The following is a 25,918-nucleotide window of genomic DNA, read 5'->3' on the forward strand; positions in this document are numbered from 1 at the left end:
GTCAGTGTTACTTCAAACCAGTGAGCCAGACCGCCTGGCCACTGAACCCGGTGGAGCTGATGCCAGCGCCATTGCCAATCGCCTCGATGCCGAAGGTGATGGTGGCATTGGTGTTTGCCGGGATCTCGAACGAGGGCTTGATGTCGATGGATAAATATCGGGTGCCACCAGTAGCGACGTATTCCGTCTTGGATACGCGGCCTTTCTCCACCCCATTGAGGTAAAAGACCACCGCGATCCCTATCGTTCCCTGGCCCGATACGTTGCCATAGGCCGTCACCGGATCGATGCACACCACGTTGCGGGCGCGGCGGTACGCCGGGATCGAGAAGTTGGCCACCGCCTTGATCAGGGTGGTGATGTCGCCCACCACCTGGTTCACATCGAGCTGACCCAGGATCTGGCAGTTCTCTCGCATGACTACGTTGTTGAACGTGCCACGGTTGGCATTCACCTCGCCGGTAAACGACCCCTCTGCTGCATAGAGGCGGTTGGTTCGGATGGTGCCATCGGCATAGATGATGGTGTGCCACCCCTCGCCCCAGCCGCTGTAAGGGCCGCCAGGCCCGAACCCAGCATTTCCCCCTTTGAACTGGCTGTTCTCGATGGTGACGGCTGACAGGTTGGTGACCTTGATGTACTTGGCGATCACGTTGCCGATCTCGGCCGTGTCCATCATGGCGTGATTCATGTAGACGGTGCCGTTTTTGATGACGAACGGGTTGCGCTTTGTCGTCGCACCGCCCGCCCTCGACATCACGGCGAACACATCCGCATCGATCACGAAGGTGCTCAGCACGGTGCCATCTTCATTCAGCTTGACCGACAGGCCAAAGCCGCCCCCTTCTCCAGCGATTTGGGCCTTGGTGTACCAGCCCGCCTCCACGTTGCCTTTCAGGTCAGCCACCGCCTTGGCTGCCGTTTCTACGGCTGCCGTGGTTTGGTTGAGGCTGGCTTGCACCTTGGTGATGGCGTCGGCGTTGGCTTTGTCCCCCTCCACCTGGGCCTGCTGATTCTGCTGAATGGCCGACCCCAGGGTGGTGTCACCACTGGTCACCTTGGCTTGAAGCTGAGACAGTTGCTCGGCCAGCGCCTGATCCCCCTGCGCCTGGGTGCGCTGGGTTTCCAGGATCGCGGCGTTGAGCGTCTGGTCATCCCCTTCCAGGGAGGCCTGCAGTTGGTCCATGCGGGTGGCCAGGGCACTGTCACCGGTCACCTGGGCTTGCTGGGCCTGCTTGATGGCCGCATCGAGCACCTTGCCATCCGTCTCCACTTTGGCGGCAAGCTGGGTCAGTTGCTCAGCCAGTGCCTGATCCCCCTGCGCCTGGGTGCGCTGGGTTTCCAGGATAGCGGCGTTGAGCGTCTGATCATCCCCCTCCAGGGCGGCTTGCAGTTGGGTCATCCGCTCAGCCATGGCCTGATCGGCTGCGCTCAGGGTGCGGTTGCTCTCTTCCAGGGCGGCACTGGTCCTGCTGTCTGCCGCCTGGTAATCGGTCTTGAGCTGGCTTAACTCCCGGGCGGTGGATTGCTCCACCCCGGCGATTACCTCCCGCACCCCGGTGAGCGCGGCGGACGTTGCAGCCTGATCCCCTTCGAACTCGGCACGGAACTGGGTCACCTCGCGGGCCAGCGCCTGGTGTTCGTCGGCCTGGGTCTCTTGCCGACGGGTGATCTCGGCGCGAGCCTTGCGGGCCCTCTCCTCCCCCCGCTCATCAGACAGTGTATTGCCGATGCTGGCCAGGGCCGTCAGATCGACCTCTGCCGAGAGGTCATCTTGCTTGGCTGCCAACGCCTTGCCCTGTTCTGCTACGGCCTCTGAGAGGGTGCCAACGGCGGATTGGGTGTTATCCGTCTTGGTGGTGAGCTGTTGCAGGGCCTCGCCGGTGGCCTGCTGGCCATCACTGACCACCTTACCCAGGCTGGTAAGCTGGGCGGCTTGCTCACCGGTGGAGGTCTTGAGCTGACCGATTTGCTCAGCGAGCGCCTGATCCCCCTGCGCCTGGGTGCGCTGGGTTTCCAGGATAGCGGCGTTGAGCGTCTGGTCATCCCCCTCCAGGGTGGCCTGCAGTTGGGTCACTCGTTCGGCCATGGCCTGATCGGCGGCACTCAGGGTGCGATTGCTCTCCTCCAGGGCGGCGCTGGTCTCGCTGTCTGCCGCCTGATAATCGCTCTTGAGTTGGCTGATCTCCCGGGCGGTAGACTGCTCCACCCCGGCGATCACCTCCCGAACAACGGTCAACCGCGCGGCAGTGTCTGCCTGCTCCCCTTCAAACTTGGCGCTGAGGTCGGTGACCTCGCTCGCCAACGCCTGGTGCAAGTCGAGCTGTACCTGCTGGTCGCGGCGGATCCCCGCCGCCGCTGTGCGGTGACGTTGCTCCCCCTGCTCACCGGCGAGGGCGTTGGCAATGGCGGCCTCGGCGGCTTGGTCAGCCGCCTTGGCCGTCAGGTCCAGGGTGGCGGTGATCTCGTCAAAGCGGCCAGCGGTGATCCCGCCGTCACTCTCGACAATCTCCTCCAGCGCCCTGATCTTGCCCTCGGCGGTGTCGGTTCTGACTTCCACCCCGCTGACCCGCTGGGCCAGCACCTGGTCAGCCTCGGTACTGACCCGCGCCACTTCGGTGATGTTGGCCAGCAGGGTCTGGTCATCTGCCTCCAGCTCGGCCTTGAGGCCGGATACGCGCTCGGCCAGGGCCGACTGGGCATCGCTGTTGACGGTGATCCGTTGCTCTGCCGCCGCGAGCCGTTCGCCCTGCTCGGTCACGGTGGACTGGGCGGCCTTCTGCTGGATCTGCCCCATGGCGGCATCCAGCGAGCTGCTGACTTCGGTCAGGCGCTGCTGTTCGCTGGTAAACTCCGATTTGGTGACCGTCTGGGTGAGCTTGGCATTGATGCCATCCAGCACCTGCTCGGCCTCGGTAAGCCGTTCGCCCTGGGCATCCACCACAGCATGATCGGCCTTGGTGGCCAAGGTGCCGGTGGCGGCGTCCAGTTTCTGGTTGACCTCGGTAAAGCTGGCCTGGGTCTCATCACGAAGCGCCCGCACCACATCCATTTCAATCTCGCCGGTGCCAGGGTTAACCGTGAAGATGGCATCGCGCAGATCGCCCATCTCACTCTGCACCTGGTCAATCTTGCCGTGCAGCTTGTCTTGCTGCAGGACGGTATCTATCCCCATCTGACCCAGGTGGTTCTGCTCATCGCGCAGCAGGTTTTCGGTCTGCTTTGACCGATCATCGAGCGCCGCCAGGGCGTCACCCAAGCCCGTCATCTGCTGATCAATGACCGGCACCCGCTCAGCAATCGGCGCGACGGTTTCGCTCAGATCGGTGAACTCGCGCTCGACCAGCGCCAACTTGCCGGCGATGTCCGGGATCTGCTCGATGGGTTTGCGCAGCTCCTCGCGCAGGTGCTCGCCACCGATCTGATCATCCAGGATGTCGAGAATGGAGGCGGCGTCGTAGGAGGTTTTCCCGCTGGCGGCAAACAGGCCGGATTTGCCATAGGCGTTGACCGACCGCAACCACACGTAGTAGGTGGTGTCTGGCTGGAGCTGAGTGAACAGCATGTAAGACCCCAGTCCGCCAGCCCGGGCCTTGGTCATCACATCGGCGAGGGGTAAGTTAACTGCGCTCACCCACCATTCACACAAGGTGCCGTAAGACTGGCCGCCGGTGAACACCGGGCGAAATGCCAGGGACCAGTTGCCCGCCTCGACCTCCACCCCCACGGGAATGGCTGGCACTTGGATGGTGAAATTGACCGACGCAACAGGCGACGGGGCGCCGGTCATGGCGATGGCGCGGACTTGGCCAACGTAGTTTCCGGCCGCCAGGCCATTCACCCGGCAAGATTGCCCCGGCACCTGGGCAGTCAGTACCACCACCGGCGGCTTGCCGGGGTCAAGGCGCTGGATGATCACCTGGTTGTAGGCGATGGTGCCGACGTTGCGCCAGGACAGCACGCCCTGGATCACCTCGCCAATCTGCTCCACTTCATAGCGGAGCTGATCCGGCATGGCCACACCGCCCGAGGGCAGCTCGGTGATCTCCGGGCGTTCCATGGGCTTGCCAATGGCATCCGACCAAAACAGCGGGCTCTCTTCTCGCAATGTGAGCTCGACGGCGCTGGTCAGCGAGAATGACCAATCGACCACCCGAAACTCGGGGCCGTTGATGCCCAGGGCTGGGATGTAGAGTTTGATCGAGCTGCCGGGGCGATAGCGCCAGCCAGAGAGGTTGATAGGGCATGTCAGGGTGCGGGCGGCGCGGCGCTGACGCAGCATGATATTCGCCAGGCGCTGGGCCTGGTATTCGCTGGTCACACAGCGCAGGTCGAGGTCTTCCAGCAGGGCCAGGCCGCCGTCCTCTTCCACCCATTCGTTGACAATCACCGCCGGGAAGTCGGTCTTCTTGAAGGTGATCGGGTCTACAAATGTCCCGGTCACCTGGTTGATTTTCTCGCTGCTGGCTGGCTCAGGCAGCAGCTCGATATCCCCGATAATCTGGTGAGCCCGGATTTCGTCGCTGGCAGGCCCGTAATAAGCGCCTGCGATGATGCCGTGCTTGCCGCCGATGTAAGTCGGCTGACCGGCACACGCCATATGAAGCGCTTCCAACACCTTGGATCTGGCTTCGCCCAGATCGAACTCGACGTTGGCCGTATAGCGGGGCTCCAGCGTCCCATCCGGGCGCGTGACCAGTTCATCGCAGATATTGGCGGCAACGATGAACTCGTTCATGCGGATCTCGTCGTCCGGCACTTTCAGCCAGGAGCGGTAATAGTCGAGGATGACCAGGGCGACGTTATCGCTCCACTTCCATTTGCCATCCCGGGGATCCCACACCTCTTTGCCGAACTTCTCCACCTTGATGTTGGGGAGCCCCGCCGGGAACTTCTGGGGGTCGAACTTGAGTGACAGGCGCAGCCAGGTAATCCCCTGGCCAATCATGTCTTCCTTCCAATCGGCACACTTGGCCAACATGAAGGGGTCGCAGGTGTTGCGGTCGGCATGGAGTTCGTAGGACACCAGATCCGAGAACTCGCTGATCAGGTCATCGCCCAACCAGATGCTCCCGATGCGAGACAGCTTATGCCCGGCGAGTACCAGGGCCAGGTGCAACCACTCCCCTTCATCCTGTTCACCGGCCTGCTCGGCGGCGAACGACAGCAGACCGGACGAGATCACACGGCCATAGACGCAGGTCTTGTCGCTGGCGGCAGCACGCAGCACCTGGCTACGCTCGCTCGCGCTGCGATAGTCAGAGAGCGACGGCTTTTTCGTCGTCAACATCATGGTGGCAGTGGCCACCGCTGTGCCGATGGAAAGCGCCATGCCCACCGTGACAGCCGTCACGGCAGCATAAGCGCCCGCGCCAGCAGCGGCACCAGCGATAAGAGGGACGGCAGCGGCGGGCATTATTCAACTCTCCAGGCAATGAGGGGGACTTGATCCGGAATGGGGCGGGCGCCTTGTTCTGTCATGGCCCAGACTTGGCCGGCCCACATGACCCCGGCGGTCAACCCGTTTGGGCCATCAAACACCAGGGCATCACCACGCTGGGCCATGGCAATTGGCACACGGACAAACAGCGCATCGAGGGCGCCCTCAATGCTGCCGTGGGTCTTTGCAAGCACCCGCTTGGCACCGATCTCCGTGGTGTAGCGCCCCCGGTACTGGGCGGCGGGATCCTTGTCGCAAGCGGCCAGGCACACGTCAGCGACAAACAGACAGCAATCATTTTCACCCCAACAAAAAGGCCGCTCGGAGGCGGCCTGAATGGTGGTGATGATGCGGATTTGCCAATCTGGATGGCGCATGGCGGTCAGTCCTTATAGTTGAAACTCGGGGCATCTTTCTTGGAGCCCCAGAAGATGGAGTGGTCGGCCATCTGGTTCTGGTAGCGGAAGAAGCGATCATTCGGGTGAATACGGCGGTGGCTTTCGTCGGTGTTGCGCAAGTTGAGGCCCTTCTGCCAGTCCTCAAACTTGTTTGAAATGGTGAGCTGGATGGCGTTGGTTCGCCCCGCCTTGATGGGGGTTTGCGCTATCTTGCCGCTGTACTGAAGGCAGGCATTGAGGGGGGCACCATCAGGGCCAAGCACCACCAAATACAGCCATGCCATCCGGTCAACGATGCGCTCTCTCATCACCTCAGCCAGCAGTGCGTTGTCCAACCCCGTCAGGGTGACGCTCAGCTTGGTCGGCGAGGTGGAGATCTGTTCTTTCTGGGGGCTGACCGCCCCTAGGGCACCGACCCCGTAATACACCTCACCACCCAGCACCAGCTCCCCCAAGCCAGAGTGAAGGCGGCTCATGCCGCTCACCAGGTCCAGCTTGAGGGCATAGAGCGCTGTCACGTTGGGCTGATTGAGGGCGGCGATCACATCAGGATCAAGGCCGGTGATCATGGATAGAAGCTCTCCTTGAACTTGAGGGTGCCGAGATCACGGCGAAGGCCTGACGGGCGACGAGATTTGCCGCCGCCATCGAGGCGAAACACACCCATGGGGCGCTCGACCACCAAGGGGGTGCCGCTCGGGTGGCTCTTGCGCAGCATGGGGGCAAACGCAATCCGGGCCGCGCCAGACTGATCCGACCAAACATCTGCCGTCACCCGCTTGAGTTCATCGCCCACCTGTAGCCAGTCGCCGTACCGCAGCACCAGGGTCGAGGGCTTCCACCCTCTGCTGGTCATCGCGGTGCGCATGTTCAGCGCCTCACTGACGATAGGGGCGCCATGTACCGGCTGTTTGTGGTGCGCAAAGTCCCACAGTCTGACCCGGTTGGTTTTTCCATCCAGCTTGGCGATGAAGGCTTCCAGGCGGCCGGCAACAGCGGGCTCCATCTTGCCCATGGTCAGCTCCATCAGCCACTTGCTGCCCGGGGTTGCAACGGTCTGCTCTGAGCCGTCAAACGGCGATTCGAATACCCGCCCCATGGTTTCAAGGTCAAGGGAGTTTTCCCGCACCCTGAACTCGGCGGGCCAGTCATAGATTTCCATCGTCATATCCCCAGCATTCGACGCGCCTGGCCATTGCTGCCAAGGTCTTCGATAAACATGTGGTAACCCCGATTAGCGGCCTCTGTGATCACCTGATTGCGGTCGGCGTCAGTCATGTCGGCACTGAAATGAAAGTGCTGCTCAAACACAGCGCCGCCGCTGGCCGCCACGCCTCCCCCAGTCATCAGCTGGTCATACATCTGATCGATACGCTGGGCGGACTTGTTGGTGTAAACCCGCTCGCCGGTATTGAGCAGCCAGGTTCCCTCCCGGGGGATGGTGTCGATGCCGTCATGGGCCATGCCTGCAATGGCCGTCCCGGCGACGATGCCGACCGATATCATGGTCTGGGCCTTGAGCATTGCGCGGGCAGACTCTGCCGCGAGCAGGCCGCCGGTCATCGCGGCAAACGCCGCCGCACCGGCCTCTGCTTGCTCACCGGCCACCAGGATCGACGGGATTGCTAACAGCTTCTGAGCGGCCAGCAATGCCTTCATGATGAAGGTCTGCTCTTTGCCAGACTGCTGGAGCATGTCAGTGGTGAGGCTGAGGGTCTGACTGGTGAAGTTGAGCATGTCGCGGGCGGCCTGTTGCTGGGCCGCTTTCTGCCTTTCAACGCGCTGGCGCTCCTGCTCGGCAAGCTGATCCTGCTTGCGCTGATCCGCCTCCAGCTCCTTGGCCATCGCCTCTTCACGCTTGGCCATGTAGTCAGCTTGCTGCTCGGCGAAGTAATCCGCCTCCTTCTGGCGGTACTCCTCTCGCAGTTCCCCCAGGCTCTCATAGCCGCGGCGCCGCAATTCGGCCTCGCTGACCTGCATGCTGTCGATTTCTGCCAGGCGCTCCTCATGGGAGAGGCGCAGCTTGTCCAGCTCACTGGCATATTGCATGTCCAGGGCGCTGAGACGTGCCTCCCCCTGCTCCAGCAGCTTCTTGTTATCGGCGCTGGTATCTCGAGAGCTGACTGGCTCCGGGGGTTGGTACTCGGGTTGCTCACCAATCCCGAAGCGCTTCTTGCCATACGCCTCCTGAATCCGGTCTATCTCTGCTTCAATCTCGGCGCGACGCTGCTGGAGCTCCGGCAGGGCAGCGCGGCCCGCCGTGTCGCCCAAAATGGCATCAAGCAGGCCGACGCCGCCGAATGCCTTTTGCTCGGAGGTTTCCTTGATCTGGTCATCCAGATCCTTGAGTTCGTCACGCAGGTTCCCGAGGCGACGGCTCATGCCGTCAATGGTGCGTGGGTTGTCTGCCCAACTATCGAGCAGCGTCCCCCAGTAGCTGACGGCATAGCCGAGCTTTTCGGTCAGCCAGTCGATCTGATCCGATGCCCCCAGCACGCCCTGGGCGAACGAGCTTTGCAGGCGCAGGCTCACATCCTTGAGCTTCTGGTCCATCTCTTTGAGCTGGGTGATGTCGGTCTGTGACAGGGCAACGTTGAGGTTTCGATAGTGCCCGGTCAGGCGCTGGAGTTCGGCGCCGTTGTTGCGCAGCAGGGGCTGGAGCGTGGAGACATCATTGGCGATAGACTCCAGGTAGAACACCTGTTCCGAGGCGCTGACGTTGGTCGCGTCCATGGCGTTCTGGACGGCGATCAACGCCTCCGGGCCCGCCATCTGTTGCAGCTTGGTGACGGTTAGCCCCACCTTGGGGGCGATGTTCTCCATCCAGTCCTTGAACTCGCCGCCGCCGGTGGCCGAGAAGTCGCCGAGCTTGTCCTGTACGTCCTTGAGCATGTCGGCCAGCTTGTCGCCGCTGCCATTGTATTGCTCGGTGGCATAGGTAAGCTCTTGCATCCTCTCAACAGACACCCCCGCCTTGAGCGACATTTGCTCCAGCTCGCGCCCTTGTTGAGCCAGCGCACTGACGGACGCTGCCAGCCCCGCCGCCGTCCCGACCAGGCCCAACACGGCCCCCTGGACGACGCTGAACCCTTGCACGATGGCAACGGATTTGTGAGACAGCAGATCTGCCGTTTCATTGAACGAACGGCCAAAGTTGAATGTCGAGTCTTCGGCATTCTTGGCGTCGGCGGCATAGCTTTTCAGCACATTCGCAGCGGAGCGGACATCAGCAGGCAGGGACGAGAGATCCGCGCTGAGCAATACCCGAAGGTCAGCAATCTGGGTCGATGACATAGGTTCTCTCTATTCCCGGGATGGAGGCGGCCAGGTTGGCAATGTCCTCGTCACTTTGTTCAATCACCACGGGTTCGGGGCGGTTATAGAAAAATTCTGAGGGGCTGACCCAGTGCTCGGCCTTGAGGTGGACATTCAGCAGCAGGGCGCAGATCTGGCCGGTTTCGTATTGGCGGATCCGGTAGTCGGTCGGGTGCTTTGAGAAATCAGCCACCCAGTCCAGGTACTCAGCAGCCGAAAACTCGCTCAGCCAGCGCCGCCAGTCTGCTCGACCAAACTGGCGGGCCAGGCTCAGGATGAACGCCTTTTCAGCCGCTAGGCTTTTTTTGGGTCAGCTGGCTCCTGTGCTTCACCCTCTTCCACCGCTTTCTCTTCATCGGCAGCGGGCGGCTGTGCCAGGCCGCTCAGCTCCTTGACCGCCAGCGCCAGACGCATGATGTGATCGGGTAGGGGGTAGGAACGGATCACCCGGGCTCTGACTTCCTCGATCGATTCCACCGGATGCAGGTACTGCAACCCAAACGCCGCCATGGTGGCATTCAGCTCATAGAGCGCCTTTTGCACCTGCAGGGTGTATTTGTCGAGGGCCTTTTTATCCCCTTCCTGTGGCTGAGATGGCCACTCAACATCGACCAGGTAGGTCTGATATTCAAACAACTGCAGGGCCGTCAGCGCCCGCACGGTGACATCAGACTCCAAGCCACGGGGGGTGCGCAGCTTGATGGTTCGGCTATCAATGTGTGGCTCGGTCATGCGGCAGGATTCCAGTCAGTCTCTGCCGGGGACTGGCGGCCAGAGAGGGAGATTTTTACCGAACGGGTGATAGTCTCTTTCGCCTGAATGGCCTTACCAACGCTGCTGACAAAGCCATAGAAGCCATCCCACGCCCCATTGGGGTACTTGATGAAAAACCAGCGAGGGGCTTGGGCAAGCAGGTTCACCAGTTGTTTCTGGGTTGCTTCCGAAGGCTTCCAGGCCAGGGTGATCGAGAGCTGACCGGGGTCGATTTGACCGGCGGTTTTCTCTTTCCACTTCGGGTCCGGCGCGTCCAGATATGCATCTTCTATCTCTTCGGCGCTCATCTCGGGCGGCGTCAGCTCTTTGACATCAGCCAAACGGATAACCGCATTGCCGGTGGTGGGGTCCGGCTTATCGGTGCCAGCAGCGGCAGCCATGAAAAATTGAGTACCGGCGCCCTTCACCGGCTTGGTTGCATCAGTCATCAGGGTTTGCTCCAGGTCGCGTTAAAATTGAGGGTCAGAGACATAAGGCCAGTGCCCCGGTCATCTACACCGTATTGCCAGCCCGCCGAGGCCAGCCCTTCGAGCAGCAGCCCGCCGAGGTCGTCCCCAGCCAGCGGCGCCAGCTTCTCAGCCAGCTCGTCCAGATCGGCGTCTGCCTGGTTGGTTTCGGCCACATAGAGGGAGACCATCAGCAGGGCCTGATCGCTCTCCCCATCCAGGGAGAACTCACCATCGCCTCCTTCCAGGAAGTAGCAGAACGCCAGAGGCAGATCCTCGGCGGATACGTCTACTGGGCGGGAGGGATACACCTCCCGCAGATCAGGCACGCAGGTTCGCACCCGTTCGGCCAGGGCCGCCCGGATGTCGGTTCGGATTGTCATATTGGATCCAATAAAAAACCCGCCGAAGCGGGTTATCGTGAGGGGGTTTGCCGTCTGGCATCCCAGCGGTTGAACATGCCATTGAGGATAAGGGTCATGCCGACTGTGATGACGAATCCCAGCCAGCCTCCCTGGAAGGTGCCAATGGCGATCAATGCCAGCATCAGCAGGGCAACCACGATTTTCAGGATGATCATGAGCTCTCCTTGAGTGAAGATCAGAATCCTATCCTCATTTGAAGGTCAATTGAAGCTGACGCAACAGCGCCCGCTGCATTTCGCGGGGCAAGTCACGGGCCATCCCCGCTTTTGATTCCCGTTCATAGTGCTCGGTGATCGGGGTCACCAGCGGGATCCGCATCACCTCCAGGGCATGACGGCCTTTGCCGACCCGGCGCAAGATCTGCCAGCTCTTGAGCTTGGTGGCCGCATAGCCACCGCCCCGTCGGTATTCGCCAAAGCCTTGGCCACCGTCCGCGATGAAGCCACCAGGCACACGATGACGACCGACCTGCATATCCCCGATCCCCGTGAAGGCGCTCTGCCGATAGCGCACTAGGCGCTGCTGGACGGCCCCCACCTTGATCAAAGGGATGGGGCGGCGGCGCACCCGGATCGTGGCTGATGGCTTCTGCTGTGACGCCTTGAAGATCTTCACCCGGGGGCGCAGCAACTTGGCGGGCACCTGCACCCGGCTATCCTTGGCGGTCAGCCGGATAGCTCGACTGGACGCGCCAGCCGCCACCCGGTTGACCGCCTGAGCGCTCGCCTTCGGCACCAGCTTGGTCGGCAGCAGGTTCAGGTTCGCCAGCGCCTTGTCCAAGTCTTGCTTGATGGGCATGACGTCCTCACTTGATTGGAATGACGAGCTGACCAGCCCGGGTAAAAGGCGGCTCCCTCACGGAAGTGACCAGCGACATGCTGGGGATCTCCACCTTGTCGCCCGACTTGAAGCGCACCCCCGGCGGGGGCGACGTAACGGACAATTCGCGCAACGTGGTCAACACCTGCCCAAAGGCATCGGGGTTTTCATCATAGAGCGCCACCAACGGGTGCCCCGCGATGATGACAGCAATCCCCAGGGCATCATCCACAGCAGCATTCAGGCGAGTGGCGGCACGTTGCCAACGCGCACCGGTCATTGAACGATCAGCGCTTCGGCGTAACCGCTGGCGCCGCTGCTGACCAGCTTGCCGAAGTCATCCGCGTCCTTGGTGGTGTCCGCGACCAGCTTTGCACCATCCCATTTGACGGCGGCGCCGAGCGTCAGGGCGGTGTCACAGGGCAGCAGCCAGACGCCGGCGGTGGCACCGGTAAATTCCGCGCCGGCCAGCGCCGACTCAAGGGGAACGACGGTCAGGGCGCCGATCTTGACTGGCTTGCCCGATACTACGCCGCCGGCGGGGGCCACGAAGGACAGTTGACTGCCGGTGCCGACAAAGTTTTTAGCCATGGAATTACTCCTGTATTAGGGCTGTCAGAGATGGCCCGCGCAGAGCGGGCCAGGGGGATTACTTGCCTGCGGACTTGACCAGACCACGGTAATCGAGGGCGGAGACGCCCGCGTCGATACGTACCTTGGTGGTCACACCGTCTACGGTGAAACCTTCTTGCTGCTCGATCCAGGGAGTGTCCTGGCCGTCGAGGTAGGCCACCTCGATGGTGTCGCCCCCCTTGGCCGCCAAGTACCACGCCTCGGTGCTGGCGTCGGAGAGACGAGGCTCACCGATCACATCCACGAAGCCCTTGATCGGGTTGGCTATGCCAGAGTTGGCATCCGCGCCCGGGACAGAGGTGCTGTTGATGAGTTGCAGCGCGGTATCTTCCAGCTCAATCGGCACCAGGGCATACCCCGGGCGGATGTTGAGGGCACGGCCCGGCTTGTCATCGGCCCCGACGGCGCGCTGGCCGCGCATCAGGGTCTTGGCAGCGGAGAGCCCCTTGATCCCCATCGCGGCATCAGCGCCGGTCAGCAGGTTTTTGTGATCCGCATGGAACAGCGTCTTGTTGTCCGGCATCTTGACGTTGCCCGTAAGCACCGCATACACCAGGTCGCCGATGGTGCCGCGAGCGGCCGCTCCGAACAGCGCTGGAACGCGGGTCAGCATATCGAGGTCATCGTTGATGATGGCCTGGCGGGTGATGGCAAACAGCTCGCCATAGGTGGCCAGCTGGATGGTGGCGCCAGTATCGGACAGGGTGACGTGCTTGTATTCCGCCCCCTCCCGCACCTTGCGCAGGCTGGGGATGTCACTCAGACCGATACGGCTCGCCACCTTGAAGTCGGACAGGGTGCCTTTGCGCGTCCACTTATCGAAGGTTTCTTCGGCATGTTCCCAGCCTTCCAGCACCGACTTGTTGGCGACATCCAGCAGGATCTTGCCAAAGTCGGAACTGGTGTGAGTGAAGGCCATGCCGACGTAGGCCATCGGGGAGTGTCCGCCGGTCAGAATGCCGCGACCATCCAGTGACGCGCGGGCCAGCTCGCGCAGGCTGTAACCGCCGTAATGGTTGTCACCCTCGGCGGCAGCATGACCACAACGGGCCAGCAGCGAGGCGCGGATCGAATCGCCGATCAGGTTGCCGTTGCCCACATGAATATGAGCTGCCGGGCCAGTCGGCCCCGCCTCGCCAGCGGGCTTGCCCAGCGCCGCCTTGATTTTCTCTTTGGTCTGGGCGGGAGTCACATCCATATCGCACAGGCACTCGGCCATCAGCTCAGGGAAGCGGCCGCCGGTGAGGGCGAACAGATCCTGGATCTCGTTGCGGCGGCCCTGCTCCGCCTGTTTGAAGGCGGCCAGCGCCTCGGCTTGACTCGGCGCAGCGGCCGGCTGAGTCGTGACGGAAGCAGGGGTCGCCGACGCGGGAGGCTGGCCAGCGGTCGCTTTGGCACCGAACAGGGCTCGGGCCTGGGTAGGCATATTGGTGAAGTCGTTCATTTTGTTCTCATTTACGTAGGCGGCGGCCAAGATCGGCTCTTCCAGGACATCGACAAAACCCAGCTCCTTGGCCTGGGGGCCATCGAGCCAGGTGTCTGCCGACAGTAGCGCGGCCAGCTCCTCGCGGGTCTTGCCGGTTTTCTTCTCGTAGGCGTTGAGCAACAGCGCCTCATTGCGATCCAGCCAATCCGCCATGTCGCGCAGATCGTCGGCATTGCCGACCGTGCCAGACCAGGGCTTGTGGATCATCACCCAGGCATTGCTTGGCATGTGGACGGTGGCATTGGGCAGGCAGAGGATGACCGAGGCCATGCTGGCCGCCAGGCCATCGTTCCAGATATCGATCTTGCAGGTCAGGCGGGCCAGGGTGTTGTAGATGGCAAAGCCATCCATGATGTCGCCCCCCGGACTGTGGATGTGGATGTTGAGCTGCTTGGCATCGAACACCCCGGCGGCCTTGCAGTCGGAGATGAACTGCTGGGCTGATACCCCCCAGTACCCGATCACGTCGTAGATGTAGATCTCGACTGTGGGCACAGCACCGGATAAGGCGCTTATGCTGTACCAACTCTGGGCATTGGGGATTTCATGCTCGGGTGCGGGGTGGCCGCTGGCGGCCGCCCGCGCTGGCATCAGCGTGGTTTGCATCGCCGCCGTCAGATGGTGCTTTTTCACTGGGTTGTGCTCCTGGGTCATTGGCTGGGTTGGTATCTGTCATCACGCCGTTTTTCTCAGCCCACTCCAGCTCGGACAAGCGCTGGTCGCGTACCTCATCGGGATTGCGGTTGCGAGCCCGGATCCACTCGGTTTCTGTCCCGGCACCGCCACGAATGACCGCCTTCCAGCCGTTGGCTTCACGCTCCGGGTCAATCCAGGGCATGACGGGCGCAAGATAGATGGCATCGAACAGGGTTTTTGGGTCGAGTTCAGGCGGCAGGACAAGGGGATCTTTGCTGCGCAGGGTTTCGGCCAGCAGCCAGTCACGAAACACCGGGCGCGACCAAAGCGCCACAAAGTCATCCTGCAGAACGGCAAAACCCTCCCACCCTTCAACCAGCTCCTGGCGCTGGGCGGAATAAGTGCCGTCATAGTCGCGGGCCACGCTCGAATACTGGCTGCGGGTTCCGGCACACGACGACCGGAGCTGCCCAGCCCGCCAGACGTTCAGGGCGGTGTTCGGACGGTTGGACTGGATCACCCCCACATCCTCGCCGGGACGCAGGTCGTCAAACGTCGTTCCGGGGGTGATGTCGATCATCCGTGGGGCTCGTTCCCCCTCGCCGGCCTCCGGCTCGATGTAGTTGTCTGGCACCTCCCGCTTGATGAAGAAGGCGAGCGAGGCACTGATGCGGGCCGCCACCCGTTCGGCTTCCTCCACGGATTTCAAATCGGCCAGGCGGGTGATCACCCCATGGAGCAGAGACACGCCGCGCAGCTGATGAATCCGCTTGCGCAAGGCCAGGTGGTAGATCTCGGCGGCATCGATCTCCTTGTGGCGATAGCGGAACCCCTGCAACTCACCGGGGTGATCGAACATCACAAAGTACGACTTTGGGCGCCGCCAGCCATCTAGCTTGATGCCTTGCCGGATCCCCTCTGCTACCTGGTTGTAGTCGAACGGGACGAAATCAGGCTCTAACAGCTCTATCGAGTAAGGCGTATCGCTGTGATGCTTGTAGCCAGGCACCGTGCCGAGCAGGCGGCGGCCAAACATCTCCCCGTCGCGCAGCCAGGTACGGCAAACCAGCCGCTCCATCGCGGGGCGAGTGAACGTGCCGGTGGTTTCCGGTTTCAGCGACCAGGCGGCCCAACGGCGGCGGATCTCTTTGGCAAGATCCAGCAGCAGGGTACCGTCCACCGCCCGGGGCTGCGGCTCGATCTGGATACCTTTGCCACCGACGATCCGCTCTTCCAGCTTGTCGAGCAGGCCGATCACGATGTCGTGGTTTTCATCAAGCGCCCGCGCCTGCTCGCGCAGGCTGATCGCCGACATATGCACCGCCTGGTTGGCTCCACGGCGCTCCCGCTTGGCATTGTGGGTGCGACTCGGCATGGCAGCCTCATAGGCTTGCATCCGCAGGCGGTCACGCATTCGGTTGGCTGCCCAGCCTGGCGAGACAAATCCGAGCAGCTTATCCAGCGCAGTCATGTGAACCTCGCTACTGCATAGGGGCGGCGACGCGGTGACGCTACCTGCTGACGCCGGCGCTCCCACTCCTGACGGCCAGTGCGGATCTCGTTGAGATTTTCAGAGGTGACCGAGCGCCCCTGAAAAGTGATCTGCTTGCCTGCCAGTAAATCGCGCTCGGCCTGAAGGTAGAGCGCGATCATGCTGTCAATATCTTCCAGCTTCACAGCCAGCCTCCTGATCCTGATGATGTGCCCAGCCAGCTATTGCCCGCAGCGGACGCGGCGGGCTTGACGCTGGCAGGCGGTGAGGGGTTGATGGTGGTCGGGCGCGGCTTGGCTATCAGCCGCCATCCCCGGTGCTGCACCCCGAGGCGAATGCCCGCCAGGGCATACACGGCGCAGTCGGTTGGCTCGTTACGGGCGCCAGACGGGGCGACCCAGCGATACACCCGGCGCCCCTTGACGAACTCAACCCGTTTTCGTTCACAGGTGAGTCCCTTGAAGTAGAAATCGTCAGCCCACTCGGCCACCGGATGATGGCGGTAACCCGGTGATGGGCCAGACAATGAGGTCGGCACATCCCCCAGGCGGCCATAAAGCACATCTTTGGCGGAGTCGGTGCCTACCTCGGACAGATAAACCCCCTTGCGGTTTCGCTTACGCGGGAAGGTGATGATGGGCTTCCCCATCATGGTTGCGCCCTTGATTGGGATGTACTTGTGCGGGTTGCGACGGCAGAACTGATATACCTCGTCGGTGTAGTGGCCGCCCGAGTCGATCATCACCAGGCCGATGTCCAGCACCTCCCCGGACGCCTTTACGAACTGGTGGGAGAATTGCTCATGCAGCCTCTCCCAGATCTCGGAGCGGTGCAGGTCACCGTAGAGGCGCTGATAGTCCAGCACCCATGACTCCTCCCCCGCTCCCCAGCCAGTGATCTCAAACTCGAAACGGTCATCCTGGGTGTCAGCCCCCACGGTGATGTAAAGCACGCCGTCAGGTACTGCGACAGGCCACACCTCACGGCGGGCGGCAATGGCCTCCCACTCCAGTTTCTCGCCGGTGTCATCCTCCCAGGTTTCCCCGAGGGTGGTGTTGACGAAGGTCTTGAGCTTGCCCTGGTCATCCTTCGCCTTGAGGAAGTCAGAGACAATCCGCACCCATGTCGTGAGCGGACTGTACGCCGTCCAGATATGGAAGGTGACCGACTCAGGGGGCGTGATTGGCTGATCGTCACTGTCGAACCAGTCGATGGAGTCCCGCGTCCAGATGCCGGTGCGCTCGCAGATCCAGCGCTCTACCGTCTCGTAATCCATCTCGTGCTGGCGAATGGCGCAGCCATTTGCCTCACAGAGATAGAACGCGGAGTGGTGGTTGGTGCCATCCCATTTGATGCCGAACTCTGCATCCGGCCCGCCCCACTTGAGGTACTGCTCGGCCTCGCAATGAGGGCACTTGATGTGATAGCGCATCAGGTGTGGCGATTCACTCGCCGCCCGCTCTATCTGGCACTGGCCTGCAATCTTGGGAGTTGAACCACGGATCGACTTGGGATGGGTCGAACCCTCCATCCGCTTATCACCCAGGAAGGTGGGCGAGCCCTCCTTCTCGATGTCATCATCAAAGGCGGCCAGCTCGTCATAGATCCCGAAATCAGGCGACGCCTCCCGGTAGTTCTTGGCGGCCTTCCCTCCCCGCAGCTCAAGTCCCCGACCGTTGGCGAAGCGCTTTAGCTCCAGGGTGTTGTCCCGATGCTTCTTGCCATACCAAGGGGCGAGCGCCCGAATTTTCGGCACATCCCGGATCATGGGTTCAACGTGCTTTTTGACGAACAGCTCGGCATCGCCATCGGTCGGCTGCCAGATCAGGCCGTTGCGCTTCTTGTGCTCCAGCAAGTAGGCGGCGACGCCAAGCAGCATCTTGGTGTACCCCACCCGCGCCGACTTGACGAAGTTGACCTCGCGGATATCGTCGTTGGCCATCGCGTTGATGATGGCCACCTGAAACGGCAGCGACTTCCAGCGGCCCTCCTGATAGGAGGACTCAACCGGCAGATAGTAATGCTCATCCATCCACTCAGCGGCAGTCTGAACCGGCGGGCGGAGCAGGGCCGACAGACCAAGTGTGACGACAGCCGCCAGGCTACTTACTTGTGCTGTCGATATATTCATCCAGTAACTCCGGCAGCAGATCACCCAGGGATGCCGCCTCGTTGCTGGCTATGACCAGTTCACGCTGGATCCCCTCAATGTGCTTGGTCTGCAGTTCGGGGTAACGGCGGCGCATGGTGAGTGGAACGGTGTCGAGCAGACTGCTGACCTTGGCGGCTATGCGCGTCAAGGCGAAGGTGGCAAATTCGGTTGGCACCTGGTGGCGCTCAGCGATCTTGTTCTCGCGCTCGGCCTTGTCGGCCTGCTCCTTGGTGAGTCGCCACCGCTGGAAGTCCAGTTGATCCTCACCCATGTTTTGCGGATCCGTTGGTTGGTGTTTCTGGATCGCATTCTCTAGTCGGTTATCCACAACCGATCGCACATCAAAATAGACATTGCGGCCAACCTTCTTGACCGGCTTAACCCCCCATTTATCAAAGGCTTGAACTGATATGCCAAGGCTGGCGGCCATGTCGGACTTATTGAGCCAGCCTGGCTTTGCGAGCCCCTTGTCTGATGGCTCTGACATTGAAACAACAACCTCGCTTTTTGGGGTTTCATATGTAGTGAAAATCCGCGCCTCAACGACCCGTCGAGGACGAGGGGCTGGGGGGAGTACCTTTGACCGGGGGGGTATTGCGGTAGTTGGGTTAACGGGCTTGGGTCAATGAGAGATAGGCTCTTTCGCAGGCTAGTCCTGACGCTCGAGCTCGGTCATACGCTGCTGCCAGCTCACCCGCTCTCTCGTCAGCCCGGCTGAGCAGGTCGGCGAGCACCACAGCAGGTTGTCCGGCTGCCTGGCCTCCCTGGGGAGCGCTGGTGCTGCTGGCACACTGACTTGCTCGGGCTGCCAAGCGACGGGCTTGCTCGAGCAGCCGGCCAGACTCAATACCAGCAACAGCGGCATCAGCCTGTGCTTGGGCGATTTCTTCTTGTGCATGGTCTCTCACCTCATCGATTTCAGCCTGCCGACGCTGCTCCTCCTCTCGGGCCTCCTGTTCGGCCTTGGTCCTGGCAGTAGCGAGACGGGTAGCCTCTTCATTCCACTTCACCTGCCAGGTCTTGCGCTCCCCCTCCTCCCCAGCAGCATGACCAGAGCGATAGAGCGCCACCCCACCACTGGCCAAGCCTGCTATCACCAAGGCGCCGGCCAGGAACGGCAGCGCCTTGCTCTGCGCAGTTGTCCTCATCACTCCCCCTTACACTTAGCATTGAGGCGCAGTCGGTCTTTCCAGAGCCCAGGGCATACCCGATTCCCCGGTGCCGAGCAGTCTTGATTGCCGGCACGTTTAAACAACAGGATCGCCTCGCAGGCACCTGGGTAGTCGCCAGTGTTCAGGCGCTTCACGATGGTGGAACGGCAGAAGGCGCCGGGGCCGATATTGTGGGAGAGCTCGACATAGGTGTCGAACTCATACTGGTGGAGTGGCACCTGGATGCAGGCCTTGAGGGAATCCTCAAAAAACCGCACTTCCCGAAGGCTCCTGTTCACCGCGGCGACTGGGGTGATGGTGTCACCCATCTTGACCCCTTCGGTACTCCCAAATCCAATAGTGGGCAGCTTGGTCCCGTGTACCGGGTCGGGGTAAGCCACCGGCCCCCATCCCTCCCGATTCAGGATCCCCACAAAGCCAGCGGCACTGAGCGTGAGCGCCGCTATGGCAATTCGCATTTTTGTCATGCCTACCCCACCTGCTTGGCGCGTGGCTTGATGATGTTCGACCAGATAAACCAGCCGATCTGAACCGAAAGCCACACAAGCGTCGCGATCAGCACCCAGTCATTCAAAGAGACACCAGCCCACGACATACTCACCACCGCTACAGGAGGGGCTGATTTCGCAGTTTCACCGACCACAGTGGTAGCGATCTGCTCATGTCCTTGATTCATGAATTCACCCCAGAAACGAAAAAACCCCGGCGAGGCCGAGGTTTGGAATCAGAAAAAAAGACCGCATCCTTTTGGATGCAGTCTTCCACTGTTAGCTTTTAACTTACACAAAATTGCAAGTAAGTGTCCAATGATTTTTTCTACCTCGTTACTTTACTGTAATGCTCTGTCGCTTTACTCTCCTTGTTCGTTTTAAAGGAATAGAGAACACATTCACTATTTATACTTCCAAAATGAATTCCAAGGAAATCCAACCTGATGTCTACCCGTTGTAATTAAATCGCCGACATGATCAAATCCAATATATTTCATCTCTCCTAAACGCACTGGATCAAGATCGATATTTACCTTCTCAAACCTGCAATACAGATACCGTGCAATGACATAGCTGACGAAGTCAGCAATTTCAAGAAGAGGGCGGGAAGCTGGTTTTACAAACTCTGGCTCTGGAATATCTATACCATGAGTCAAATGTGCGTATAACAGACTTTGTTGACTTCCAAGGAAAGCGTCTCGTGCCCATTCATGCACAATTGTTTCTGCGGCAGAGTCTTTAACAGAGTCGAAAATGAAATACGGCTTTATTGAATTTTTTGTCGATATATCGATCGTATCCATAAGTAGCGCGGCATAGACTTCTTGCTGCAGAAAATACTGTGAATTAGCAATCTCTTTCTTACTGCTCGGTCTCACCAGCACTCCAGTTGCATTCACCATAATAAAATATGGACCAAAACTATCAATCAATTTAAATAGCCCATCGATACAGGCCATGACTTTGGCATCACTCCAATTTCCAAAAATTGGATCTTTCTTCCTTTGCTGTCCAGAACGTAACTTGGTCATATGGAGCGTCCAAGTATCTGCTGGGCGGTCAGGTTCGAGACCAATTTTAAACTGATGAACAAGAGACTCAATACGTTCCAAGTGAATGTGATCGCAACCCACAACTGACAAAGTAAAAATCAACTCATTTTTGGTTATACGAGAGGCTTCATCACCAAAAAAACCATATTTCCCCTTAGCCTTTTGGTGGGGTAGTTCGTGCTCAACGGGATATTTGCAGTCAGGACATTCAATCATAACTGTCCTCCTACGCCAAACACATCCATTATGTGATTTTATTGATGTTAATGGGGATCTTTTTTCAAGCCATGGCAGTTCAAATAAGCAGCCACATTCCAAGCACTGCTGCTTTTGCATATTATCAGGCACATACGGAAGCTGGAATTTTGTACGATTAAATTCTTTATCATCTGGTTCATAAACTTTATTCGGCACTCGAAATGGTCTCATAATTTACCCTTCGAAAGAAATTAATATCATGTGGTATATTAGGCATCATTAAATTATGGAATTAGCCTCCAATTTCTGCTGCAAGTCTAGCTTTCGCGTTCCTGTCCAAATATCAGCTCCAGTTTCTTATGATTTCAATTAGTCTATCCTCACACCACCATTACCTTTTTGTAAACCCCCTTTGCTTCACTATCCAGCTCATGGCATCAAGCCAGAACCACCAGATAAAGCGGATACCAACTCGTTCCAATTACCTACAGGTCAGCCCACCAGCAAGCAGTTCAATGGCTCGCCTTATCTGGGTGCCCGGGATAGAGCGCAGTCCAGTACCGTTGCAACGTAGGCAGGCCTTGTCGACAGCCTTGTCATGCAGGTGGCAGATCACTCCCCTACCCTCGCAGAACTGCAGGTGGTAGACGGCCTCCAAGGTTGCTGCAGTCCTCCAATGCCTACTCGCTCATTCAGCAGATGGCCGGACCATAACCTCGCTCATTGTTGGCGCGGTATTGACATCCCGAACAGTAGCCCAGTGGCCTGCTGTACCAAGTAGGTTTTCGCCAGTTCAGAATCCCGACACCCCAGCCAGGCGTCGTAGTCATCCGGCGACACGATGACCAGGCTACGCTTCTCGTCCCCTGGCTTGTGCATTCGCCGCAACAGTGGGTGAGTGTCGGCATTAATGGTGAGCTGGGAGAAGCTGAAGGTGTAGCCCTGTTCCTCCTGCCATGCCCGCCAGATGCCGGCCACCGCGAAGGGCGTGCCGTCGGCCATGCTGATCCGCCAGCGCTCGGCCTTGCCGCTTTCGTAGCAGGGCTCGAAGAAGCCGGTCATGGGCACCAGGCAGAGATGCCCCTGCAGCCAGGCACGGCGGTAGGTCGGCTTTTCCCCTACCGTCTCGGCCCTGGCGTTCATCGTGGTGTAGTGCTTGTTGCCTAGCTGCACCTTCCTCTTCGGCACCATCCCATAGCTGGAGATCAGCGCCTGCCGCCGGCCGTCTCGCTGGATCAGGATCGGGGCCTGGTAGTCCTGCCACACCTCCTCCTTCCAGTCATACCCTGGATCATCAACCCCGAAGTATTCCACCAGCACCGCCCTGGTAGTCGGGATGTAGTTGATGCACATGCGCAGCCCCTCCATCGTATGAGAGCCCAAACTCACCAGGTCGGCCTCTGCCAAGCATAATTGGCCGCGAACCCCCTTGCCTTGCCAAGACCCGATCGCCGACCAGTGATCTTTCCGGATCCCTCAGATAGAATAACTGTACGTTCATACAGTGAAAATCACCATGATTCCCCATGCTATCGATGCACCTCTCATCGAAATCCCCCTGTACCTCACCCCTGCCGCCTGCGGGTTCCCCTCACCGGCTCAGGACTATGTGGAACAGACCATCGACCTCAACCAGCACTGCGTCTCCCACCCGGCGGCCACCTTCTATGTGAAAGCCAGCGGACACAGCATGGTGGAAGAAGGTATCAACGACGGCGACATGCTTGTCATCGATCGCGCCATCACGGCACGCCACGGCGACATCGTGCTGGCCTGCCTGGATGGCGAGTTCACCGTCAAGAAGCTGCAGGTGCAACCCATCCCCGCACTGCTGCCAGGCAACCCCGATTTTCCGCCGATCTACCCGCAAGAAGGGCAAGAGCTGGATATCTTCGGCGTCGTCACCTTCGTCCTGCACAAAACCCGGCGAGGGTAGCCATGTCAACCGCCATTGCCCTGGTCGACGTAAACAACTTCTATGCCTCCTGCGAGCGCCTGTTCCGCCCCGACCTCAAGGGGGTGCCGATCGTGGTGCTCTCCAACAACGATGGCTGCGTGGTTGCCCGATCGGCAGAAGCCAAAAGGTTGGGGGTCAAAATGGGGGTGCCCTACTTCCAGATCCGCGAGGTATATGAAGAGCAGGGCGGCATCTGGTTCAGCTCCAACTACGCCCTCTACGGCGACATGTCAAACCGGGTGATGACGACCCTGGAGAGCATGGCTCCAACCGTCGAGGTCTACAGCATTGATGAAGCCTTCGTCGAGCTCAGCGAAAGCTGGGCCGGTGACCTGCTGGCCTATGGCCGCCAGATCCGCGAACGGGTGCAGCAGTGGACCGGCCTCACCGTCGGAGTCGGCATTGCGCCGACCAAGACCCTGGCCAAGCTGGCGAACTACGCCGCCAAGAAGTGGCCTGCCACCGGCGGCGTAGTGGATCTGCGCGATGAGGGGCGCCGCGCCAAGCTGATGGCCATCACCCCGGTTGAGGAAGTCTGGGGGATAGGGCGCAAACTGACAGCCAAGCTCAACAAACAGGGCATCAACACCGTGGCTGATCTGGTGGCGGTCGACCCCAAGAGCCTGCGTCGACAGTATGGCGTGGTGGTCGAGCGCACGGTACAAGAGCTGCGGGGGCTCCCCTGTGCCGAGCTGGAGCAATTGGCCCAGCCCAAGCAGCAGATCATCTGCAGCCGGAGCTTTGGCGAGCGCATCACCGAACTGGGCCCTATGCAGCAGGCGCTGGCCGGCTACATGGAGCGGGCCGCCGAGAAGCTGCGTGCCGAGGGGCAACGGTGCCGCCATGTGACTCTGTTTATCCGGAGCAGCCCCTTCTCGGAGCGGGAAACCTACTACAGCAACCAGATATCGACCCGGTTGCAGACACCCACCTCAGATACCCGGGACCTGCTTGCCCTGGTTGAACCACTGCTGCGCCGGATATGGCGGAATGATGTCCGCTATATGAAGGGGGGCGTGATGCTGGCTGACTTCACCCCGGCCAGCATGCACCAGGGAGACCTTTTCACTGACCGGCAGCAGGATCCCCGTAGCGAGGCACTGATGAAGGTGATTGACCAGATCAATCAGGGAAGGTGGGGAAAGGTCTACTTCGCGGCCCGTGGCCGGGACACCAGCGAGTGGATGATGAAGCGAGAGCAGCTCAGTCCCCGCTACACCACATCTATCAGCGAGCTCCCTGCGGTGAATGCATGACCTTCCTCAATGCCTTCCACCTGATGGTTCATGTGAAGCTTTTTTTCCTTAAGGAAAGCGCATCTGGGCCGAAATAAGAAGCAGCACGGCGAAGACATCCCTGGTACAGGGTCGCTGGTAGAGAAGTACCGGATGAGCCAGAACATCTGACAAAAAAACAAAATTAAAAAATGCTCGGGAGATAAAAATAAGCCATGTTTATCAACACTAATGGCTCATCGCTTAACGCACAGCGAAATCTTAGTAGCATTACTAAGTCGCTGGATACGTCATACACTCGTCTTGCCTCAGGACTACGTATCAATAGCGCAAAAGACGATGCCGCTGGCCTACAGATCGCCAACCGTCTGACCTCCCAAGTCAATGGCTTGGATCAGGGTATCCGAAATGCCAATGATGGCATTTCGGTAGCTCAGACCGCCGAAGGCGCGATGGAAGAGATTGGCAACATGTTGCAGCGCATGCGCACCTTGGCACAACAGTCACTCAATGGTACCACCAGCATTAATGATCGTGGCGCCCTGCAGAAAGAGTTTGATGCATTGAAATCCGAGATTGCGCGAATAGCAGAGGACACCACCTTTGGCGGCCAGAAGTTGTTAAATGGAGGATATTCAGGAGCTTTTCAGGTAGGGGCCGATGCTGGCCAGACGATCAACTTTGATATAAACAATTCCTTTAATCTATACCAAATGGCATTTGTAACTACCGGGCATGCCACGATAACGTACAATGCCGCCGATGGTACTTATACGGTAAATCATCTGAATGGGCCTGGCGTCCCAGCCTACTTGAGCAGCATTCAGTCCAAACCTGCGTCACTCTTGGCAATGGCCAATCTGGATTATTATATCGAGGTGGTTGACAGCAAGCGCGCCGAACTTGGTGCTGTACAAAACCGTTTCGATTCGGTTATCCGCAACCAAGCAAACGTGTCGGGAAACGTTAATTCTGCTCGTTCGCGTATCAGAGATGCCGACTTCGCGGTGGAAACCGCAAATCTAACTAAACAGAACATTATGCAACAGGCTGCCTCGTCTATATTGTCTCAGGCAAACAAACGCCCTCAGTCCGCATTATCCCTATTGCAGAGTTAGCAGACTGAAAGAGAGGGCCATAAGGGCCCCAATTTTCGAAATATCTAGTCGTTCACGGAAACTCCATTACACCGCAGTCACCCGCTTGTAGAACGCCTCCACCTCGCTCTCCTGCTGGTGGCACCAGGCCAGTACCGCCAGATAGAGCGGATACCAGCCCCGCTCCCATTGGCCACGGGTCAGTCCACCAGCCAGCGGCTCAATGGCGCGTCTGATCTGGGTACCTGGGATGTGGCGCAGCCCGGTACCGCCGCAGCGTGGGCAGACCTTATCGATCGCCTTGCCGTGCAGGCGGCTCAGCTCCAGGTCGCGGATCACTCCCCTCCCCCTGCAGAACTGCGGGTGACAGGCCGCTCCCGGGGTGTCCACTGTGCGGCAGTAGTGTTCCAGGGCCAACTCGGCCACCCGGCGCAAGGCCATGCCTTGGCCACGTTCCTTGTTAGCGCCCACAAAGCGGGGGGCTATCTTGGTGCACTGGGCTTGCACCGCCCTCAGGGCCTTCTTGGCATCCCCCAGGTCTTTGCAGTAACGCGCCATCACCAACGCCATGCCGGCACCATTGTGCTTCTGAACCATTCCCAATGCCGTCATTACATCACTCTTTGTCAGATGAGAACGCCCCGTTGACTGGGCCTGATAGGCCTGCAGCATCACAGAACGCGGATCCCCTACGGTAATT

General features: G+C 59.8%; 27 protein-coding genes. 3 read left to right on the forward strand and 24 right to left on the reverse strand.

What is annotated here, in order from left to right; genetic code table 11:
- Positions 1-7: 7 nt before the first annotated feature.
- The 23 genes from G4923_RS10510 to G4923_RS10620 all read right to left on the reverse strand — a co-directional run bounded on the left by G4923_RS10510 (position 8) and on the right by G4923_RS10620 (position 22,318).
- A complete protein-coding gene (locus G4923_RS10510; RefSeq protein ID WP_163136979.1) occupies positions 8-5,416 on the reverse strand; it encodes a phage tail tip protein J-related protein in 5,409 nt (1,802 codons plus the stop codon).
- A complete protein-coding gene (locus G4923_RS10515; protein ID WP_163136980.1) occupies positions 5,416-5,817 on the reverse strand; it encodes a DUF6950 family protein in 402 nt (133 codons plus the stop codon). Before G4923_RS10515 ends, G4923_RS10510 begins: the two co-directional genes overlap by 1 nt.
- A 5-nt stretch (positions 5,818-5,822) precedes the next feature.
- Complete coding sequence (locus G4923_RS10520; protein ID WP_163136981.1) at positions 5,823-6,407, reverse strand: hypothetical protein; 585 nt, start codon at positions 6,405-6,407, stop codon at positions 5,823-5,825.
- Positions 6,404-7,000: a hypothetical protein gene (locus G4923_RS10525; protein WP_163136982.1), complete on the reverse strand. Its 597-nt coding sequence runs from the start codon at positions 6,998-7,000 to the stop codon at positions 6,404-6,406. Before G4923_RS10525 ends, G4923_RS10520 begins: the two co-directional genes overlap by 4 nt.
- 2 nt (positions 7,001-7,002) lie before the next feature.
- Positions 7,003-9,132, reverse strand: a complete 2,130-nt coding sequence (locus G4923_RS10530; RefSeq protein ID WP_163136983.1) for a hypothetical protein — start codon at positions 9,130-9,132, stop codon at positions 7,003-7,005.
- On the reverse strand, positions 9,110-9,346 hold the full coding sequence (locus tag G4923_RS10535) for a hypothetical protein (protein WP_420884900.1): 237 nt from the start codon (positions 9,344-9,346) through the stop codon (positions 9,110-9,112). The genes G4923_RS10530 and G4923_RS10535 overlap by 23 nt, the downstream gene beginning before the upstream one ends.
- Before the next feature lie 101 nt (positions 9,347-9,447).
- On the reverse strand, positions 9,448-9,885 hold the full coding sequence (locus G4923_RS10540) for a hypothetical protein (RefSeq protein ID WP_163136984.1): 438 nt from the start codon (positions 9,883-9,885) through the stop codon (positions 9,448-9,450).
- Positions 9,882-10,355 (reverse strand): phage tail tube protein, encoded by a 474-nt coding sequence (locus G4923_RS10545; protein WP_163136985.1) that lies wholly within the window; start codon positions 10,353-10,355, stop codon positions 9,882-9,884. The genes G4923_RS10540 and G4923_RS10545 overlap by 4 nt, the downstream gene beginning before the upstream one ends.
- Positions 10,355-10,756 (reverse strand): phage tail terminator protein, encoded by a 402-nt coding sequence (gene gpU / locus G4923_RS10550; RefSeq protein WP_163136986.1) that lies wholly within the window; start codon positions 10,754-10,756, stop codon positions 10,355-10,357. Before gpU ends, G4923_RS10545 begins: the two co-directional genes overlap by 1 nt.
- Before the next feature lie 32 nt (positions 10,757-10,788).
- Positions 10,789-10,953 carry a hypothetical protein gene (locus G4923_RS10555; RefSeq protein WP_163136987.1) on the reverse strand — a complete coding sequence of 55 codons (165 nt, stop codon included), beginning with the start codon at positions 10,951-10,953 and terminating at the stop codon, positions 10,789-10,791.
- Between the two features lie 34 nt (positions 10,954-10,987).
- Positions 10,988-11,596 carry a phage tail protein gene (locus tag G4923_RS10560; RefSeq protein ID WP_163136988.1) on the reverse strand — a complete coding sequence of 203 codons (609 nt, stop codon included), beginning with the start codon at positions 11,594-11,596 and terminating at the stop codon, positions 10,988-10,990.
- 7 nt (positions 11,597-11,603) lie between these two features.
- Entirely contained in the window at positions 11,604-11,897 is a 294-nt protein-coding gene (locus G4923_RS10565; protein ID WP_163136989.1) for a hypothetical protein, read from the reverse strand.
- The gene (locus G4923_RS10570; protein WP_163136990.1) at positions 11,894-12,208 is read right to left on the reverse strand and encodes a DUF2190 family protein; all 315 of its coding nucleotides are present in this window, start codon (positions 12,206-12,208) and stop codon (positions 11,894-11,896) included. The genes G4923_RS10565 and G4923_RS10570 overlap by 4 nt, the downstream gene beginning before the upstream one ends.
- A gap of 58 nt (positions 12,209-12,266) precedes the next feature.
- Positions 12,267-14,369, reverse strand: a complete 2,103-nt coding sequence (locus G4923_RS10575; protein ID WP_338120451.1) for a ClpP-like prohead protease/major capsid protein fusion protein — start codon at positions 14,367-14,369, stop codon at positions 12,267-12,269.
- Positions 14,281-15,843: a phage portal protein gene (locus tag G4923_RS10580; protein WP_163136991.1), complete on the reverse strand. Its 1,563-nt coding sequence runs from the start codon at positions 15,841-15,843 to the stop codon at positions 14,281-14,283. The genes G4923_RS10575 and G4923_RS10580 overlap by 89 nt, the downstream gene beginning before the upstream one ends.
- Entirely contained in the window at positions 15,840-16,049 is a 210-nt protein-coding gene (locus tag G4923_RS10585; protein WP_163136992.1) for a hypothetical protein, read from the reverse strand. The genes G4923_RS10580 and G4923_RS10585 overlap by 4 nt, the downstream gene beginning before the upstream one ends.
- Positions 16,046-17,896, reverse strand: coding sequence for a phage terminase large subunit family protein (locus tag G4923_RS10590; RefSeq protein ID WP_240455285.1), 1,851 nt, complete (start codon positions 17,894-17,896; stop codon positions 16,046-16,048). The genes G4923_RS10585 and G4923_RS10590 overlap by 4 nt, the downstream gene beginning before the upstream one ends.
- A 70-nt stretch (positions 17,897-17,966) precedes the next feature.
- On the reverse strand, positions 17,967-18,503 hold the full coding sequence (locus tag G4923_RS10595) for a terminase small subunit (protein ID WP_205596981.1): 537 nt from the start codon (positions 18,501-18,503) through the stop codon (positions 17,967-17,969).
- Between the two features lie 121 nt (positions 18,504-18,624).
- Entirely contained in the window at positions 18,625-19,164 is a 540-nt protein-coding gene (locus G4923_RS10600; protein ID WP_163136994.1) for a DUF2514 family protein, read from the reverse strand.
- Positions 19,164-19,655: a lysozyme gene (locus G4923_RS10605; protein ID WP_163136995.1), complete on the reverse strand. Its 492-nt coding sequence runs from the start codon at positions 19,653-19,655 to the stop codon at positions 19,164-19,166. Before G4923_RS10605 ends, G4923_RS10600 begins: the two co-directional genes overlap by 1 nt.
- Positions 19,656-19,657: 2 nt before the next feature.
- Positions 19,658-19,864 carry a hypothetical protein gene (locus G4923_RS10610; protein ID WP_033132437.1) on the reverse strand — a complete coding sequence of 69 codons (207 nt, stop codon included), beginning with the start codon at positions 19,862-19,864 and terminating at the stop codon, positions 19,658-19,660.
- Between the two features lie 216 nt (positions 19,865-20,080).
- Positions 20,081-21,160 (reverse strand): DUF3800 domain-containing protein, encoded by a 1,080-nt coding sequence (locus G4923_RS10615; protein WP_163136996.1) that lies wholly within the window; start codon positions 21,158-21,160, stop codon positions 20,081-20,083.
- A 489-nt stretch (positions 21,161-21,649) separates the two neighbouring features.
- The gene (locus G4923_RS10620) at positions 21,650-22,318 is read right to left on the reverse strand and encodes an SOS response-associated peptidase family protein (protein WP_205600436.1); all 669 of its coding nucleotides are present in this window, start codon (positions 22,316-22,318) and stop codon (positions 21,650-21,652) included.
- Between the two features lie 127 nt (positions 22,319-22,445).
- On the opposite strand from G4923_RS10620, the gene umuD reads away from it, so the two are divergent.
- The 3 genes from umuD to G4923_RS10635 all read left to right on the forward strand — a co-directional run bounded on the left by umuD (position 22,446) and on the right by G4923_RS10635 (position 25,239).
- Positions 22,446-22,865: a translesion error-prone DNA polymerase V autoproteolytic subunit gene (umuD, locus tag G4923_RS10625; protein WP_163136997.1), complete on the forward strand. Its 420-nt coding sequence runs from the start codon at positions 22,446-22,448 to the stop codon at positions 22,863-22,865.
- Positions 22,866-22,867: 2 nt separating this feature from the next.
- A complete protein-coding gene (umuC, locus tag G4923_RS10630) occupies positions 22,868-24,142 on the forward strand; it encodes a translesion error-prone DNA polymerase V subunit UmuC (RefSeq protein WP_163136998.1) in 1,275 nt (424 codons plus the stop codon).
- Between the two features lie 194 nt (positions 24,143-24,336).
- Positions 24,337-25,239: a flagellin N-terminal helical domain-containing protein gene (locus G4923_RS10635; RefSeq protein ID WP_163136999.1), complete on the forward strand. Its 903-nt coding sequence runs from the start codon at positions 24,337-24,339 to the stop codon at positions 25,237-25,239.
- Positions 25,240-25,305: 66 nt separating this feature from the next.
- Here G4923_RS10635 and G4923_RS10640 read toward each other — a convergent pair whose 3' ends face one another.
- Complete coding sequence (locus G4923_RS10640; RefSeq protein WP_240455286.1) at positions 25,306-25,830, reverse strand: antitermination protein Q; 525 nt, start codon at positions 25,828-25,830, stop codon at positions 25,306-25,308.
- Positions 25,831-25,918 lie beyond the last annotated feature (88 nt).

Source organism: Aeromonas rivipollensis, assembly GCF_010974825.1.
In the GTDB taxonomy this organism is placed as follows: Bacteria; Pseudomonadota; Gammaproteobacteria; order Enterobacterales; family Aeromonadaceae; genus Aeromonas; species Aeromonas rivipollensis.